15 protein-coding genes are annotated in these 15,929 nt (G+C 71.0%); 6 read left to right on the forward strand and 9 right to left on the reverse strand.

Annotated elements, in window-relative coordinates; genetic code table 11:
- Positions 1 to 151: 151 nt before the first annotated feature.
- Both bldC and ACIBP6_RS33940 read right to left on the reverse strand, forming a co-directional pair.
- On the reverse strand, positions 152 to 355 hold the full coding sequence (gene bldC, locus ACIBP6_RS33935; protein ID WP_013133571.1) for a developmental transcriptional regulator BldC: 204 nt from the start codon (positions 353 to 355) through the stop codon (positions 152 to 154).
- Positions 356 to 677: 322 nt separating this feature from the next.
- On the reverse strand, positions 678 to 1,541 hold the full coding sequence (locus ACIBP6_RS33940) for a hypothetical protein (protein ID WP_397057903.1): 864 nt from the start codon (positions 1,539 to 1,541) through the stop codon (positions 678 to 680).
- A 107-nt stretch (positions 1,542 to 1,648) separates the two neighbouring features.
- Here ACIBP6_RS33940 and ACIBP6_RS33945 point away from each other — a divergent pair, with 107 nt between their 5' ends.
- A complete protein-coding gene (locus ACIBP6_RS33945; RefSeq protein ID WP_397057904.1) occupies positions 1,649 to 2,728 on the forward strand; it encodes a Glu/Leu/Phe/Val dehydrogenase in 1,080 nt (359 codons plus the stop codon).
- A 151-nt stretch (positions 2,729 to 2,879) separates the two neighbouring features.
- Complete coding sequence (locus ACIBP6_RS33950; protein ID WP_111183760.1) at positions 2,880 to 3,110, forward strand: DUF3073 domain-containing protein; 231 nt, start codon at positions 2,880 to 2,882, stop codon at positions 3,108 to 3,110.
- A 129-nt stretch (positions 3,111 to 3,239) separates the two neighbouring features.
- Here the strand turns inward: ACIBP6_RS33950 and purM are convergent, their stop codons facing one another.
- From purM to ACIBP6_RS33970, 4 genes are read right to left on the reverse strand one after another with little or no spacing between them, the layout of a single operon-like run.
- Complete coding sequence (purM, locus tag ACIBP6_RS33955) at positions 3,240 to 4,265, reverse strand: phosphoribosylformylglycinamidine cyclo-ligase (RefSeq protein WP_397057905.1); 1,026 nt, start codon at positions 4,263 to 4,265, stop codon at positions 3,240 to 3,242.
- Positions 4,262 to 5,698 carry an amidophosphoribosyltransferase gene (gene purF, locus ACIBP6_RS33960; RefSeq protein WP_397057906.1) on the reverse strand — a complete coding sequence of 479 codons (1,437 nt, stop codon included), beginning with the start codon at positions 5,696 to 5,698 and terminating at the stop codon, positions 4,262 to 4,264. The genes purM and purF overlap by 4 nt, the downstream gene beginning before the upstream one ends.
- Before the next feature lie 51 nt (positions 5,699 to 5,749).
- Complete coding sequence (locus ACIBP6_RS33965; RefSeq protein WP_397057907.1) at positions 5,750 to 6,496, reverse strand: SDR family NAD(P)-dependent oxidoreductase; 747 nt, start codon at positions 6,494 to 6,496, stop codon at positions 5,750 to 5,752.
- A 35-nt stretch (positions 6,497 to 6,531) separates the two neighbouring features.
- A complete protein-coding gene (locus ACIBP6_RS33970) occupies positions 6,532 to 6,984 on the reverse strand; it encodes a MarR family winged helix-turn-helix transcriptional regulator (RefSeq protein WP_397057908.1) in 453 nt (150 codons plus the stop codon).
- A 142-nt stretch (positions 6,985 to 7,126) separates the two neighbouring features.
- Between ACIBP6_RS33970 and ACIBP6_RS33975 the strand changes: the two genes are divergently transcribed.
- The gene (locus tag ACIBP6_RS33975) at positions 7,127 to 8,455 is read left to right on the forward strand and encodes a hypothetical protein (protein WP_397057909.1); all 1,329 of its coding nucleotides are present in this window, start codon (positions 7,127 to 7,129) and stop codon (positions 8,453 to 8,455) included.
- Here ACIBP6_RS33975 and ACIBP6_RS33980 read toward each other — a convergent pair.
- The gene (locus ACIBP6_RS33980; protein WP_397057949.1) at positions 8,452 to 8,874 is read right to left on the reverse strand and encodes a sterol carrier family protein; all 423 of its coding nucleotides are present in this window, start codon (positions 8,872 to 8,874) and stop codon (positions 8,452 to 8,454) included. The genes ACIBP6_RS33975 and ACIBP6_RS33980 overlap by 4 nt on opposite strands.
- Positions 8,875 to 9,004: 130 nt before the next feature.
- On the opposite strand from ACIBP6_RS33980, the gene ACIBP6_RS33985 reads away from it, so the two are divergent.
- The 3 genes from ACIBP6_RS33985 to ACIBP6_RS33995 are packed head-to-tail and all read left to right on the forward strand — an operon-like array spanning position 9,005 to position 13,787.
- Positions 9,005 to 11,071, forward strand: a complete 2,067-nt coding sequence (locus ACIBP6_RS33985; RefSeq protein WP_397057910.1) for a PhoX family protein — start codon at positions 9,005 to 9,007, stop codon at positions 11,069 to 11,071.
- Positions 11,072 to 11,106: 35 nt separating this feature from the next.
- Complete coding sequence (locus tag ACIBP6_RS33990; protein ID WP_397057911.1) at positions 11,107 to 12,981, forward strand: ABC transporter ATP-binding protein; 1,875 nt, start codon at positions 11,107 to 11,109, stop codon at positions 12,979 to 12,981.
- Between the two features lie 59 nt (positions 12,982 to 13,040).
- A complete protein-coding gene (locus tag ACIBP6_RS33995) occupies positions 13,041 to 13,787 on the forward strand; it encodes a methylenetetrahydrofolate reductase (RefSeq protein WP_397057912.1) in 747 nt (248 codons plus the stop codon).
- Here the strand turns inward: ACIBP6_RS33995 and ACIBP6_RS34000 are convergent.
- Together ACIBP6_RS34000 and ACIBP6_RS34005 are read right to left on the reverse strand one after the other, a co-directional pair.
- Positions 13,748 to 15,217, reverse strand: a complete 1,470-nt coding sequence (locus ACIBP6_RS34000) for an MFS transporter (RefSeq protein ID WP_397057913.1) — start codon at positions 15,215 to 15,217, stop codon at positions 13,748 to 13,750. The genes ACIBP6_RS33995 and ACIBP6_RS34000 overlap by 40 nt on opposite strands.
- A 45-nt stretch (positions 15,218 to 15,262) precedes the next feature.
- Positions 15,263 to 15,925, reverse strand: a complete 663-nt coding sequence (locus ACIBP6_RS34005; RefSeq protein WP_397057914.1) for a Crp/Fnr family transcriptional regulator — start codon at positions 15,923 to 15,925, stop codon at positions 15,263 to 15,265.
- Positions 15,926 to 15,929: the final 4 nt, after the last annotated feature.

A 15,929-nucleotide genomic window follows, 5' to 3' on the forward strand; every position in this document is an offset into this window, starting at 1 on the left:
GGACGGCGGCTCGCTCGCGGAGAAGAGTGGCGCCGGGCGGGCGGCGCCAACTTCCGTCGCGACGTCGTGTCGTCACGAGTGGTGGACCGGGCCTCCAGCGCCGGCCAGGTCCACCCACTGAACCCCCCTGAGGTCCGTGACGACGTTCCCGTTACTCGGAGCGCTGCTGCGGGATCCCCGCGAGCAGCGCGCGAACCTCGGTCTCCCGGTAACGCCGATGACCGCCGAGGGTGCGAATCGACGTCAACTTGCCCGCCTTGGCCCACCGCGTAACGGTCTTGGGGTCGACCCTGAACATGGTCGCGACCTCAGCGGGCGTAAGCAGTGGCTCGGCCTCGGGTGTACGAGCTGACATTTGTGCGGCCTCTCCTCCGTGTGGACCGGCTTAGCGATCCTGTGACTGCCTTTGCGCGTGTCACGGATGTCCCCCTATGGCACAGAGCGTGCGGCTTTTCTGAGCCATATGCGGCATCACCCGATGTGACCATACCGCCACGCTGAGCGATTGGCGAGCCCTTCTTTGACCCAACTGCCCGCCCCCGTGGCCATGTCACGCTCGGTGATTCTAGCGACACGGTTCGTGGTATCGCAGTGAAAACGGCAAACTACTCAGTTCGCAGAAGAGAGCAGCCGCGAGACGTGACCTACTCATGCAGGTCAGACACCCGTATTGGGGCTCAGTTGGCAGATTCCAGCAGTTGCATTGACTTCCACCGCAGGATCACTCTCTGGTACATGGCGTAGGCAAGTTCTTCTTGACCCGTGTCCAGCCCCGTCAGAGCGGCGGAGAGCTCCGCCACCGACTGGTCGGCCTGCAACGCGTCGTCGTCCATCAGGTGGACGAGCCCGCCGTAGTCGAGCTCCACCAGCGAGTGCGGGTGGAACTCCTCCAGCCACCGCGCGACGTCCTCGACGTCGAGGGGCGCAGAGGTGTCGCCCAGGTGCCGGCGCAGCACGCTGAGCGCCCGCGCCGCCCGCCTCCTGGCCTGCGCCATGGAAGTGACATAGATGAGGTTACGCCCCGTGGCCGTCGTGACGTCCTGCCCCGGGTTGGCCGAGCCGAGCACCAGCCAGCGCTCGTTGCCGTCGAACGGCACGAACCACGACGCCGGCACGTGCCAGGACGTCGTGCGGATGTGGGTGCGCAGCGCGCCCGAGCCCGCCCGCCGCTTGTAGCGGTCGAAGTCGTCGGCCGTCTGCTCGGCGACCGCCTTCGGCACGAGGTGGTCCATCACCTTCACGGGCGTGGTGCCACGAAGCCGTGAGAACGCCAGCCACGAACGCAACCGGGTCTGCCAGGGACATACGTACAGACGGTCCTCGACACGCCGGAGATAGGCGTTGGGGCTCTCCTGGGCGGGAACGGGTTGAGGGGGCATGCCGAGCAGGCGCATGACGGACTCGCCGTGCTCCGCGTTGAGCGCGTTCGCGCGTCGCGGGCGGTCGCGTGAGTCGGCGTAGTCGGCCCACACCTTGCGCTCGGGCTCGGCGAACGCGGTCAGCGGCTCATAGACACGGAGGTAGGCGGCATAGGGCAGCACGGAGGCATCGTGTCACGAAGCGTCTCCGCGCGCACCGTCGCGCCGTCACTACTCTGGGAGGGATCTCCGCCGCGAAGGTGCGGCGGACCGGACAGGGAGTCACCACAGTGACCGACGTCTTCGGCACGTCCCACAAGGACGTACACGAGCAGGTCGTCTTCTGCGCGGACGAGCAGAGCGGCCTGCGTGCCATCATCGCCATCCACAACACGGCCCTGGGCCCGGCCCTCGGGGGCACGCGGTTCTATCCGTACGAGAACGAGCAGGCGGCCCTGGCCGACGTGCTCAACCTGGCCAAGGGCATGTCCTACAAGAACGCGCTGGCCGGCCTCGACCTCGGCGGCGGCAAGGCCGTCATCATCGGCGACCCGGCCCGCGACAAGAGCGAGCCGCTGCTGCGGGCGTACGGCAGGTTCGTCGAGTCGCTCGGCGGGCGCTACATCACCGCCTGCGACGTGGGCACCTACAGCGAGGACATGGACATCGTCGCCCGCGAGTCGACTTTCGTGACCGGGCGCACCCTGGCCAACGGCGGGGCCGGCGACTCGTCGATCCTCACGGCGTTCGGTGTGTTCCAGGGCATGCGGGCCTCCGCCGAGCGGGTCTTCGGCACCCCGTCGCTGCACGGCAGGCGGGTGGGGGTCGAGGGGGTCGGCAAGGTCGGCCACCGCCTGGTCGACCTGCTGCGCGAGGACGGCGCCGAGGTCGTGGTCTGCGACGTGAGCGAGCGGGCCGTCGAGCGGGTGCGCCAGCACCGTCCCGAGGTCGACGTCGTCGCCGACGCGCGTGCCCTCGTGACCTCCGACATCGACGTCTTCGCTCCGTGCGCGCTGGGCGGCGCGCTCGACGACGACACGGTGGCCGCGCTCCGGGCGAAGATCGTCTGCGGCGCCGCGAACAACCAGCTGGCCCACGCCGGTGTGGAGAAGCAGCTGGAGGATCGCGGCATCCTGTACGCGCCCGACTACGTCGTCAACTCCGGTGGTGTGATTCAGGTCGCCGACGAGATCCGCGGCTTCGACATGGAGCGCGCCAGGTCGAACGCGGCCCAGATCTACGACACGACTCTGAAGATCTTCGAAATCGCCGCTGAGGAGGGCGTACCTCCCGCGGTCGCAGCGGATAGGCTGGCCGAGCGCAGAATGTCGGAAGTCGGGCGTATTCGGGCCATTTGGCTGGGCCGCTGATGCCCCGCGCCCATACGACGTACCGAGCTGGGCACAAAACAGGTACGGTAATAGGCGAACGATAGGCTGACGCCCAGAGTCAGGCGGCGTCAGTGTGTGGTGCGTTAGCGACGAGGGGTCGGGGACGACCCCACACGAGGGGGTCGAGCCAATGGGGCGCGGCCGAGCAAAGGCCAAGCAGGTCAAGGTTGCTCGCCAGCTGAAGTACAACAGCGGTGGCACGGATCTTGACCGTCTTCGCGACGAACTCGGAGTCGGAGACTCCAGCCGCAGTGACGACGCCGACGACCTCAACGATGAGCTGGCGGATCGCTATGCCGATTACGCCGATGACTACGGTGCCGGAGACGACGACGACAGCCGTCCTTCCGGCCGCCGCTAGCCGTTCTTCTGGGTGAAGTGACCAGGGCCCGGCGACGTCAGTCGCCGGGATTCCGATCACATTCGTCGGGCCCCACGGGAAACCGTGGGGCTTTCGTCACGTGGTGGGGCTTTTTTCCGCTGCCCGCGGTCAGCGGTAGCGGGCCTGACCCGTTCCGGCGACGATCTCGCCCATCACCCAGGCGGGCAGCCCGCGTGCCGCGAGCACCCGCACGGCCTCGTCGGCCGCGCCGGGCGCGACCACGGCCGCCATCCCCACCCCGAGGTTGAACGTACGATCCAGGTCGCGCTGCGCGATCTTCCCGTGCCCGGCGAGCACCTCGAAGATCGCCGGGGGCGTCCACGACGAGCGGTCGAGCACCGCGTCGAGGTGGGCGGGCAGTGACCGCGCCAGGTTGCCCTCGATGCCGCCGCCGGTGATGTGGGCGTAGGCGTGCACCTCGACCGCGCGGGTCAGCTCCAGGCAGGCGAGCGAGTAGATGCGCGTCGGCTCCAGCAGCTCCTCGCCGAGCGGCCGGCCCAGCTCGGGCAGCACCGCGTCGAGCGACAGCGACGCCTCGCGCAGCACGTGACGCACCAGCGAGTAGCCGTTGGAGTGGACGCCGGAGGAGGCCAGCCCCAGCACGACGTCGCCCTCGGCCACCCGCTCGGGCCCGAGCATGGCCGACGCCTCCACCACGCCGGTGCCGGCACCCGCCAGGTCGTATTCGTCGGCGCCCATCGCGCCCGGGTGCTCGGCCGTCTCGCCGCCCACGAGCGCGGCGCCGGCCAGGCGGCAGCCCTCGGCGACCCCGCCGACGATCTCGGCGACGCGCTCGGGCACCACCTTGCCGCAGGCGATGTAGTCGGTCATGAACAGCGGCTCGGCCCCGCAGACCACCAGGTCGTCGAGGACCATGCCGACCAGGTCGATGCCGATCGTGTCGTGCTTGCCGTACCGCTGGGCGATCATGACCTTGGTGCCGACGCCGTCGGTCGAGGTGGCCAGCAGCGGGCGCCGGTAGCGCAGCAGGGCGGAGGCGTCGAACAGACCGGCGAAACCGCTGGCGTCGTCGACGACCTCCGGGCGGCGCGAACGCGCCACCTTGTCCTTCATCAGGTCGACGGCACGCTCGCCGGCCTCGATGTCGACCCCTGCCGCCTCGTACGTACTCACGCCTTGCTCTCCAACACGAACTTGCCGACGTTGTCCTGGTCGATGGCGATCGGGTACTCGCCGGTGAAGCAGGCACGGCAGAGCCGCTCGGCCGGGATGGTGGTGGCCTGGGTCAGGCCCTCCAGGGAGATGTAGCCGAGGCTGTCGGCGCCCAGCGAGGCGCGGATCTCCTCGACCGACAGCGAGCCGGCGATCAGCTCGGCGCGGGTGGCGAAGTCGATGCCGTAGAAGCACGGCCAGGCCACCGGCGGCGAGGAGATGCGGACGTGCACCTCACGGGCGCCGGCCTCGCGCAACATCTTGACGATCGCGCGCTGGGTGTTGCCGCGCACGATCGAGTCGTCCACGACCACCAGGCGCTTGCCCGCCACGACCTCGCGCAGCGGGTTGAGCTTGAGCCGGATGCCGAGCTGGCGGATGGTCTGCGAGGGCTGGATGAAGGTGCGGCCGACGTAGGAGTTCTTCACCAGGCCCTGGCCGTACGGGATGCCGCTCTCCTCGGCGTAGCCCACGGCCGCCGGCGTGCCGGACTCGGGCGTGGGGATGACCAGATCGGCCTCGACCGGATGCTCGCGGGCCAGCACGCGGCCGACCTCGACCCGGGTGACCTGGACACCGCGCCCGGCGATGGTGGTGTCGGGGCGGGCGAGGTAGACGTACTCGAAGAGGCAGCCCTTGGGGTCGGCGAGGGCGAAGCGGCGCGAGCGCACGCCCCGCTCGTCGATGGTGAGCATCTCGCCCGGCTCGATCTCGCGGACGAAGGTGGCGCCCACGATGTCGAGCGCGGCCGTCTCCGAGGCCACCACCCAGCCGCGCTCCAGGCGGCCCAGGACCAGCGGGCGGATGCCCTGCGGGTCGCGGGCGGCGTAGAGCGTCTTCTCGTCCATGAACACCAGCGAGTAGGCGCCCTTGACCTGGGGGAGCAGCTCGGCGGCGGAGTCTTCGATGGAACGCGTGCGGTCCTGCGCGAGCAGCGTGGTGAGGACCTCGGTGTCGGTGGTGGCGCGGATGGTGCCAGGAGCCAGGCGTTCGGCCAGCTCCGGGGTGTTGATGAGGTTGCCGTTGTGGGCCAGCGCGAGCCCGCCGTCCTCGGTGGAGCTCAGGGTCGGCTGGGCGTTCTCCCACACGCTGGATCCGGTGGTGGAGTAGCGGCAGTGGCCGATGGCCAGGTGTCCGCGCAGGGTGCCGAGCACCGACTCGTCGAAGACCTGGGCGACCAGCCCCATGTCCTTGTAGACGAGGATGCGGCTGCCCTCGCTGACCGCGATGCCCGCGGACTCCTGGCCGCGGTGCTGCAACGCGTACAGCCCGTAGTAGGTGAGTTTGGAAACTTCCTCGCCCGGAGCCCAGACGCCGAAGACGCCACAGGCGTCTTGAGGTGCGCGGTCGTTGGGGTCCAGGTCATGGCCGAGCCGGCCGTCGCCCTTCAGCACATGCCTCAGTCTAGGTCGCCCCTTTCCGTGCTCGCACACCCGGGGCGGCAGTCACAGTGCGTGAGCGGACCTGCCCGCGTTCGAGCCGTCGCGGACGATCTCTCCGGTGAGGTTGCGGTTGGCCGCCGAACCGAGGAAGAGGACGAGGGCCGCCATGTCGCCGGCCGTGGACAGCCGGCGGGTGGGCGTGCGGGCGGCGAGCCGGTCGAGGGCCTCCTGGGGGATCGGACGGGCCGTGTCGGTGACGGTCAGCCCGGCGACGGCCACGTTGACCAGGATGCCGTCGCGGCCGGCCTCCCAGGCGAGGGCGCGGGCCATGCCGTGCAGGGCCATCTTGGCGGTGCCGTACACGCCCGGGCCCGGCACCCCCTCCTCGGCGATGCCGGAGGAGAGGAACACGATCCTGCCGAACCTCCTGCGCCGCATCTCGGGCAGCACCTGCTGGACGAGCAGGGCGTTGCCCACCACGTTGGCGTGCAGGGCGGCCGACCACTCGGCGGCGGGCACGTCCTCGAACGCGACGCTTCCCGGAAGGATCGTGCCCCAGCGGACGGCGTTCGCCACGAGGGCGTCCACCGGGCCGGCCGCGGCCACGGCGGGCGCGATGGTGGCGTGGTCCTCCAGATCCAGGTGAACGGCGGCGGCCTGACCGCCGCCCGCCTCGATGCGCTTGACGACCTCGGCCGCGCGGTCGGCGCCGGTGTTGTAGGTGATGGTGACGCGCGCGCCGGTCTCGGCGTACGCGAAGGCGGTGGCCTTACCGATGCCGGACGAGCCACCGGTGATGAGGACGTGCATGGGTGAGACTCCTTATTAGCCGACTAATTAGCCAGCTAAGTGGAGTCGGTGTCGTGGTGGCAAGGGTGGTTCGCTCGCGGCGAAAACGGCATGGCGTGAACGAGCCGGGCGAGCAGGGCGCGTTCCTCGGCGGTGAAGCCGTGCAGCAGCTCCTCCTCCAGGCGGTTCCAGATGTCCTCGACCGGTGCGCGCAGCGCCTTGCCCGCGTCGGTGAGACGGACCCTGCTCACCCGCGGGCGTACGGGGTCGGGGGTGCGGTGGAGGAGGCCCGCGCGTTCCAGACGCTGGATGGTCTTGGTGACGGTCGGGGGCTCGACGCCCAGGCGGGCGATCAGCTCGCCCTGGGTCAGGCCGTCCTCCTTCCACAGCTGGTTGAGCAGCATCTCCTGCCCCGCGTGCAGCCCGAGCGGGACCAGCGCGGCGGCGAACCGGTTGCGGTGCGTCTTGACGACCTTGATCAACGCGTACGTCAGGGTCTCGTCCAGCATGCCCTCATCTTGCCGTTCGCCTGCTGCTTTGGCGCATGGTGGCCCAAGGTTGAGCAGCTCCTTACCGTGTCGTGCGGTTTAGCGGACGCCTTCCGCGAAAGGGTGAAGTATCCGGCATGCAAACCCGTCGGGAGACGCAGACGTGACCACACCTGGGGACCCGAACGAGCACGAGCCCCGCCCGGGGCAGGAGGATCGCCCCGAGACCGCCCGTCCTTCGCAGGGCCGGCCCGGTCAGGGGCCATCGGAGCGTGCGCCGGAGGAGGAGACGGCTCCTGAGGGGCTGCGGCCTCCCGAGCCGCTCCCCTACGAGAAGGGGCCCACCGGCGGGGAAGAGACGCCGGAGGAGTGGTCCGCGGGCGGGCCACCCGGCGCCGGCCCCACGGGCGGCGCCGCCCCAGGCCCCGTCCCTGGTTCCGACGCGGAACGGCAGTCCGCGGATGATGACGAGCCGTCGCGCGAGGGCGCCGGTGAAAGGCCGTCCCGCGAGGGCGGCGGCGAGGAGCCGTCGCCCGAAGAGGAGCCGATCGCGCCTGAGCCGCCTGAGGCGCCGCAGCCCGACGTGCCGCCGACGCACGAGCCGCGACCGGCCGCAGAGCCGCGTCACCCCGACCTGCCCACCGCGCCGGAGGTACCCGAGCCCGCCGAGAGCGACGCGGAGCGTACCCAGGCGTTCCGGGTGCCCGGCGGCACCCCGCCGTACCCGGGGTGGGAGAGCGCCCCGCCGGAGGAGGGGGGTCCGGCAGGCCCGGAGTCGCCCGCCTTCGAGGAGCCCGCGTCGCGTTTCGAGGAGCCCGCCAAGCCGCAGCCGTCCCGTTTCGAGGAGCCTCCGAAGCCGCAGCCGTCGCGTTTCGAGGAGCCCGGGCAGCCGGGGTTCGCGGTGCCCGGCGGGGCGGGTGGGCCGGCGGAAAGGCCGGAGCAGGGCCGGCAAGGCCCGGGTGGTCCCGAGGAGAGGCCACGGGAAGGGGTGCCGCCGGAGGAAGGGCAGGTGCCCGGGGCGCCGCCGTACCAGGGCCCGTACGGGGCCACACCACAGGACCAGGGCCCGATCGTGCCCGGCACGACGCCCTCCAGCCCGTACGGCGGCCCGCCCGGCTACCCGCCGCCTCCGCCCCCGGGAGCGCCCTACGGCCCGCCCGGAGGGGGATACCCGCCGTCGCAGCCGGGCAGCGGCCTGGCCACCGCCTCGCTCGTGCTCGGCGTGGCCAGCCCGTTCCTGGTCTTCGTCTGCTTCACCGGCCTGATCACGGCCATCCTGTCGATCATCTTCGGCTGCGTGGCGCTGGCCAAGCGTGCCGGCAAGGGCCGCGCCATCGCCGGCATCGTGATCAGTGTCCTGTCACTGGTGCTTTTCGCGATCGTGGCGATCTGGTTCTGGAACGTGGTGCAGGACTGCGCCCACCTGCCCACCGCGCAGGCGGACCAGTGTTTCCAGGAACGTTTCCCCTGGATGGACGGCGGCCGCCGCTAGAGCGGCAGGTGGGCCGACAGGTCGGCGCGGGATCCGCTGGCGGAGACCGCGCCGTTGGCCACGGCCTCGTCCCACGTCATACGGCCCAGCGCGAGCGCGATCCAGGTGTGGCCGTCCATCTCGACCACGTTGGGCGGCGTGCCGCGCGTGTGGCGGGGCCCGGCGACGGCCTGCACGGCGGCGTACGGCGGCACGCGCACCTCGACCGTGCGGCCCGGGGCCGCGGTGGTCAGTTTGTCGAGCAGATGGCGCACCGCCAGCCTGCCCGCGTCGCGCTCCGGACGCAGCCCCCGCTCGTACGCGGTCAGCACGGCGGCCACGAGCGCGTCCGGCAGGGACGAGGCCGGGCCGTCGTAGGCGGGCTCGCCCAGCGCCACGAGTTGCGCGTCGAGTGCCGATCTCAGCGATTCCTGGTCCATCTTGCGTCGTGCCACGTCACCATTGTCCTCCCTGGAATCGTTCATCAAGATGGAGATCGTCGTTCACCCGAGGTTTCGACGGTGACCGTAGCCTCCCGGCCGTAACCCCCCGCACATCCTTGGAGGACCTGTGGCGAACCCGAACGGGGGCAGGCGGCTCCTGCCGTTGCTCTCCACCCCCCACAAAGGCGGCCGATCCGCGCTGACCTGCCGGTTCCGCTGTGGCAACGCATGCGCCCACGAGGTGGCCAACACCTCGGAGAACGCCTACTTCGGTGACGTCGTAAAGGAGGCCCTGTCCAGGCGCGGCGTGCTGCGGGCCGGCGCGCTCGGCGCGATCGTGGCGGGGGCCGGTGTGGCGGGGGCCGTGCCGGCGCTGGCGGACGAGCCGCAGGCGCGCGGCCGCGGCAACAGCGGTGGCGGGAAGGGCGGCGACCTGCGCTTCACCGCCGTGCCGCCGAACAAGGACGACGCGCTGAGCATCCCCCACGGCTACAAGTCGTCCGTGGTGGTGCGGTGGGGTGACCCCGTGCTGCCCGACGCGCCGGAGTTCGACTTCGACAACCAGAGCGCCGAGGCGCAGAGCAAGCAGTTCGGCTACAACTGCGACTACGTGACGATGTTCCCGATGGGCCGCGACCGCGCGCTGCTCTGGGTCAACCACGAGTACACGACCGAGAGCCTCATGTTCCGCGGCTACACCGACGGCTCGTTCGCGTCCGAGGAGCAGATCAAGATCGCGCTGGCCGCGCACGGCGGCTCCGTCGTGGAGATCGAGCGGGTCGGCAACGGCGGCGAGTGGAAGCTCGTCACCAGCGGCCGCCGCCGCTACAACCGGCGCGTCACCGCGCACACCCCGATGCGGTTCAGCGGGCCGGCCGCGGGCAGCGACCTGCTCAAGACGGCCGCCGACCCCGAGGGCCGTAAGCCCATCGGCATGCTGAACAACTGCGCGGGCGGCACGACCCCGTGGGGCACCGTGCTGACCGCCGAGGAGAACATCGACCAGTACTTCATCAACGGCGACAAGGTGCCCGAGGCGCAGAAGCCGTTCATCGCCCGCTACACGATCCCCTCCGGCGTCCCCGAGGACAGCCGCCGGTTCGACCGCGTGGAGGAGCGCTTCGACCTCGAGAAGCACCCGAACGAGGCGAACCGCTTCGGCTGGATCGTGGAGATCGACCCGTTCGACCCCGACTCCGCGCCGATCAAGCGCACCGCGCTCGGCCGCTTCAAGCACGAGGCCGCCACCACGACGCTCTCGCGTGACCGCCGCCTGGTCGTGTACATGGGCGACGACGCGCGCTACGAGTACATCTACAAGTTCGTCTCGAAGGACCGCTACATCCCGGGCTTCGACCGGCACAACCGCACCCTGCTGGACGAGGGCACGCTGTACGTCGCCAAGTTCACCGGCGACAGCCGGGACTCCGAGATCGACGGCTCCGGCAAGCTGCCCCGCGACGGCGAGTTCGACGGCTCCGGCGAGTGGATCCCGCTGGTCTCGGGTGACCGGTCGTACGTCAAGGGCATGTCCGCCGAAGAGGTGCTCGTCTACACCCGCGTCGCCGCCGACAAGGTGGGCGCCACGAAGATGGACCGCCCCGAGGACATGGAGCGCAACCCGGTCACCGGCGGCGTGTACGTGGCGCTGACCAACAACACCAACCGCACGGCGGCCGAGGCCGACGAGGCCAACCCGCGTTCGGCGAACAAGCACGGCCACGTGCTGGAGATCGTCGAGCGGCGCGACGACGCGGCCGAGAAGAGGTTCTCCTGGTCGCTGCCGCTGGTCTGCGGTGACCCGAAGGACCCGGCCACGTACTTCGCGGGCTACGACAAGTCCAAGGTCTCGCCGATCTCGTGCCCCGACAACGTGACGTTCGACCGCGACGGCAACCTGTGGATCTCCACGGACGGCAACGCGCTCGGCACCAACGACGGCCTCTTCGTGATGCCGGTCGAGGGCAGGGAGCGCGGCCACCTGCGCCAGTTCCTGAGCGTCCCGATCGGCGCCGAGACCTGCGGCCCGATGGTGACCGACGACCAGCTCAGCGTTTTCGTGGCGGTGCAGCACCCGGGAGAGGTCAGCGGCGCCACCCCCGACAACCCCGCCAGCCACTGGCCCGACGGCGCCCAGCCGCGCCCGTCGGTCGCGGTGGTGTGGCACGGCTCCAACAAGAAGATCGGCGCTTGACCTCAACTTAGCTTGAGGCTCTAACGTTCCGTGCCATGAGCATGGAAGTGACCGCCTGGCACCAGCTGTACTCGATGAACGACCGGCAGGAGCGTCGCTCTGTCTCCAGGGCGACGCTCCGGCGCATCGCGGGCTTCGCGCGCCCGCACCGGCGCAAGCTGACGGTGTTCCTGCTGCTGAGCGTCGTGCTGGCCGGCCTCGCGGTGGCCGCCCCGCTGCTCGCCGGCCGGGTCGTGGACGCCGTCTTCAACCGCGAGCCGCTCGGCGTGGTGGTCGTCGTGGCCCTGCTGATCGCCGGGCTGGCGATCGTGGAGGCGGGGCTCGGGCTGCTGAACCGGTGGCTGTCGGCCGGCCTGGGGGAGGACCTCATCCTCGACCTGCGCACGGCCGTCTTCGACCACGTCCAGCGCATGCCGGTGGCCTTCTTCACCAGGACCCGCACCGGCTCGCTGGTCAGCCGGCTCAACAACGACGTGATCGGGGCGCAGCGGGCCTTCACCGACACCCTGTCCGGCGTGGCGGGCAACATCGTGACCCTCCTGCTCACGCTCACCGCCATGATCAGCATCTCCTGGCAGATCACGCTGCTGGCGCTGCTGCTCCTACCGGTGTTCGTGCTGCCCGCGCGGCGGATGGGCGTCAGGATCGCCCGGATGAGGCGCGAGGCGGCCGACCACAACGCGGCCATGGGCAACCAGATGACCGAGCGTTTCTCGGCGCCGGGCGCGACGCTGGTGAAGCTGTTCGGCCGGCCCGCGTACGAGTCGGCCGAGTTCGCCGGCCGCGCCCGCCGGGTGCGCGACATCGGGGTGCGCTCGGCCATGACCCAGTACGCCTTCGTGACCGCGCTGACCCTGGTGTCGGCCCTCGCCCTGGCCCTCGTGTACGGCCTCGGCGGCTTCTACGCCCTGAGCGACCGGCTGGCCCCCGGCGCGCTGGTGTCGATGGCCATGCTCCTCACCCGCCTCTACGCCCCGCTCACCGCCCTGGCCAGCGCGCGGGTGGACGTGATGAGCGCGGTCGTGAGCTTCGAGCGGGTCTTCGAGGTGCTCGACCTCAAGCCGCTCATCCAGGACAGACCCGACGCCCGGTCGGTGCCGGAAGGCCCCGTGTCGGTGGAGTTCGACGACGTGCGCTTCGCGTACCCGTCGGCCGACAAGGTGTCGCTGGCCTCGCTGGAGGAGGTCGCCGTGCTCGACGCGCGCGGCGGCGAGGAGGTGCTGCACGGGGTGTCGTTCCGGGCCGAGCCGGGGCAGATGGTGGCGCTCGTCGGCTCGTCGGGGGCGGGCAAGTCCACCATCGCCCAGCTCCTGCCCCGCCTGTACGACGTCGACTCCGGCGCCGTACGCCTCGGCGGCGTCGACGTACGGGAGCTGAGCGCCGAGTCGATCCGCGCCACCCTCGGCATGGTCACCCAGGACGGACACCTCTTCCACGACACGATCCGGGCCAATCTGCTGCTGGCCAGGCCCGAGGCGAGCGACGAGGAGCTGTGGGACGCGATCACCCGCGCCCGCCTCGCCTCGCTCATCACGTCGCTGCCCGACGGGCTCGACACGGTCGTGGGCGAACGCGGCTACCGGCTGTCGGGCGGCGAGCGCCAGCGGCTGACGATCGCCCGCCTGCTGCTGGCCCGCCCCAGGGTGGTCATCCTGGACGAGGCCACGGCCGCGCTCGACTCCACCAACGAGGCGGCCGTGCAGGCGGCGCTCGGCGAGGCGCTGGAGGGCAGGACCGCCGTGGTGATCGCGCACCGGCTCTCCACCGTACGGGCCGCCGACCTCATCCTCGTCATCGAGGACGGGCAGGTGGTCGAGCGCGGCACGCACGCCGAACTGCTCGCCGCGGAAGGCCGCTACGAGGAGCTCTACCGCACGCAGTTCGACGAGCCGACGGTCGCGGTCGCCTGAGGCTGGTCTTCGTGCCGGTCGGCATCGAGGCGCCGGCGGCCAGAGGTTAGAGTCCCGTCGTGACCTTCGAGTTGATCTGCGAGATCGAACCCCCGACCAAGCCCGATCTGAAGCGCGTACGCCACCAGATCGGCACGCTGACCACGATCGCGGACGCGTTCCTCATTCCCGACAACCACATCGGCCGCGCCACCGTCTCCAGCGTGGCCGTGGCGCACGAGGTCGAGGCGATGGGCGGGCGCGGCATCGCCTGCCTCAACTCGCGCGACCGCAACCTGCTCGGTTTCCGCCGCGACCTGCTGACGGCGGCGGCGTACGGCGTGGACCAGTTCCTCTTCGTCTACGGCGACAAGCCGACGAGCGGGAACCGGACGAGTGACCTGACGGTGCGGTCGATGATCGAGGAGGCGCGGGAGTTCTCGCCCGGGTTCCGCCTCGGGGCGGCGGCCGCGCTCCGGCCGGTGCCGGCGTGGAAGCGTACCGCCGACTTCCTGTTCTCCCAGGTCAGCTTCTCGGTGGAGGCGCAGCTGCGGTGGCGGGAGGCCCACCCGGTCGACATGCCGGTCTACGCCGGGGTGATGGTGCTGGCCAGCGCCAACCACGCGCGCGGCCTGGCCGCCGCCATCCCCGACATCGACATCCCGGATGAGCTGGTGGACAAGGTGTCCGCCGACCGGATGGCGGGCGTGGCGGCGGCCTGCGAGCAGGTGCTCGCCCTGCGCGAGTCGGGCGCGTTCGCCGGGGTGCACCTCGTCCCGGTCGCGCGCTACCGCGACGTGGAGTCGAGGCTGGCCGGCGTCCTCTGAGAGCGGGCGAACGCGGCCAGCACCGCGCCGGCCACGGCCACCGCGAAGAGCACCCCGTACGCCCGCTGGAACCCGCCCATCAGCTGCTCCACGGCGACCGGTGACAGCTTCGACAGCGTGCCCGCGTACACCTGGGCGCGCAGCTCGGGGCTGACCGAGGCGGACAGCACGCTGAGCGACAGGCCGACGCTGATCACCATCCCGACGTTCATGATCATGACGCGGAAGCCGTTGACCACGCCGAGGCTGCCGGTCGGCAGCGCCTGCATGACCTGGGTCGTGTTGCCGGTGAGGAACGTCCCGCTGCCGCAGCCGGCCACGAAGAGCCCGATCGCGATCACCCAGTACGGCGTCGCCGGGTCGGCCGTCAGCATCAGCGTGCCGAGCCCGACGGCGCTCAGCGTCGCCCCGCCGATCGACAGCGCGTACGGCGACACCCACCGCCCCAGCACGCCCACCAGCGGCGAGGCCAGCCCGAGCCCGATCGGCACCGGCAGCACGCTCAGGCCGGCCTCGAAGGCGTCGACGCCGCGGGCCGCCTGGAAGTACAGCGCCACCACCAGCACCAGCGCCGAGCGCGCGAGGGAGTTGCAGAAGGAGGCGAGGTTGGCGCAGGCCAGCAGCCGCCCGGCGAACAGCTGCAGCCTCATCACCGGGTTCGACGCCCGCCGCTCGACCAGGACGATCAGTGGCAGCAGCGCCAGGAACACCCCCGCACCGGCCAGCACGACGGGGCTGGTCAGGCCGCCCGTGCCGGTCTCGTTCAGGGCGAGCAGCGCCGCGGACATCGCGGCGAAGACCAGGATGTTGCCGAGCGCGTCCACCGGCTCCTTGGGCTGCTTGGGCATCTTGCGCAGGATGACCGCGCCGACGACGAGCGCGATGAGCCCGGCGGGCACGTTCACCCAGAAGATCCACTGCCAGCCGGCGGTCTCCGCGATCAGGCCGCCCGCGGTGGGCCCGGCCAGCTGCGCGACCGACATCACGCCGAAGTAGACGCCCATGCCCTGGCTGAGCTTCTCCGGCGGGAACGCGTCGGTGATGATCACGGTGCCGTTCGCCAGGATCATGGCCGCGCCGACGGCCTGCAGCACGCGCATCGCGATGAGGAACCACACGTCCGGCGACAGGCCCGCCAGCAACGAGGCCACGGTGAAGAGGGCGAACCCGGCGAGGTAGACCTCGCGCCGGCCGAGCAGGTCGGCCACGCGGCCGAAGAACACCACGCTGGCGGTGTTGACCAGCAGGAACGACAGCAGGATCCAGCTCGACTCCATCGCGTCGGCGTGGAAGTGCCGCACGACCGTGGGTAATGCGACGTTGAGCGTGCTGCCGGCGATGCCGATGAGGACGAGGCCCAGGCTGGTGACGGCGCAGACCTGCCAGGCGTAGCGCAGGCTGCTGCCTTCTCGGGGGGTGACCGCGACCATGACCTCCACTATGACGTACGACGTACGTCCGAATTGTTACGGGGGTTACCTGGCGCGTCTGCGCAGGCCCTCGATGTCGTGGATGACGACGCGGCGCCGGCCGGTCTCGATCAGGCCGCGGTCGCGCAGCATGCGCAGCGCCTTGCTGACGGCCTCGCGGGAGGAGCCCGTCCAGCCGGCCAGCTCGTCCTGCGACAGGGGCAGCGCCACGCGCACGCCGGCGCTGGTCTGCTCCCCGTAGCGTTCGGCCAGCTCCAGCAGCCGCGTGGCCACCCGGCCCGCGGTGTCGTACGCGCCGTACTCGATGCGCTTGCGGTCGGCGTCGCGCAGCCGGAAGCTGACGTGCTGCATGAGGAGCACGGCGATTCTCCCGTGGTTCTCGAGGAAGGTCGCGAAGTCGCGCACCACGATGCCGGAGATCGGCTCCAACGCGGTCACCGTGGCGGAACGTGGCGAGCCGTCGATGGCCGACAGCTCGCCGAGGATGCCGCCGGGGCCGCGTACGGCGAGCACGACCTCGGTACCGCTGTCAGTGTGGGAGGAGACCTTGACCCGCCCCTCCATCAGGACGACTACCCAGTCGGACGTGTCGCCCTCGTTCATGACGGTGGCGCCCCGATCCCACTTGCGCAGCCGTCCGGCCGCGCGGACGGCCTCGACCTCCTCGGCGGTCAGCAGGGACAGGAACTCTCCGGGCTCTGGAACCATGCGC

This window comes from Nonomuraea terrae (genome assembly GCF_044465245.1).
GTDB classification, from domain to species: domain Bacteria; phylum Actinomycetota; class Actinomycetes; order Streptosporangiales; family Streptosporangiaceae; genus Nonomuraea; species Nonomuraea terrae.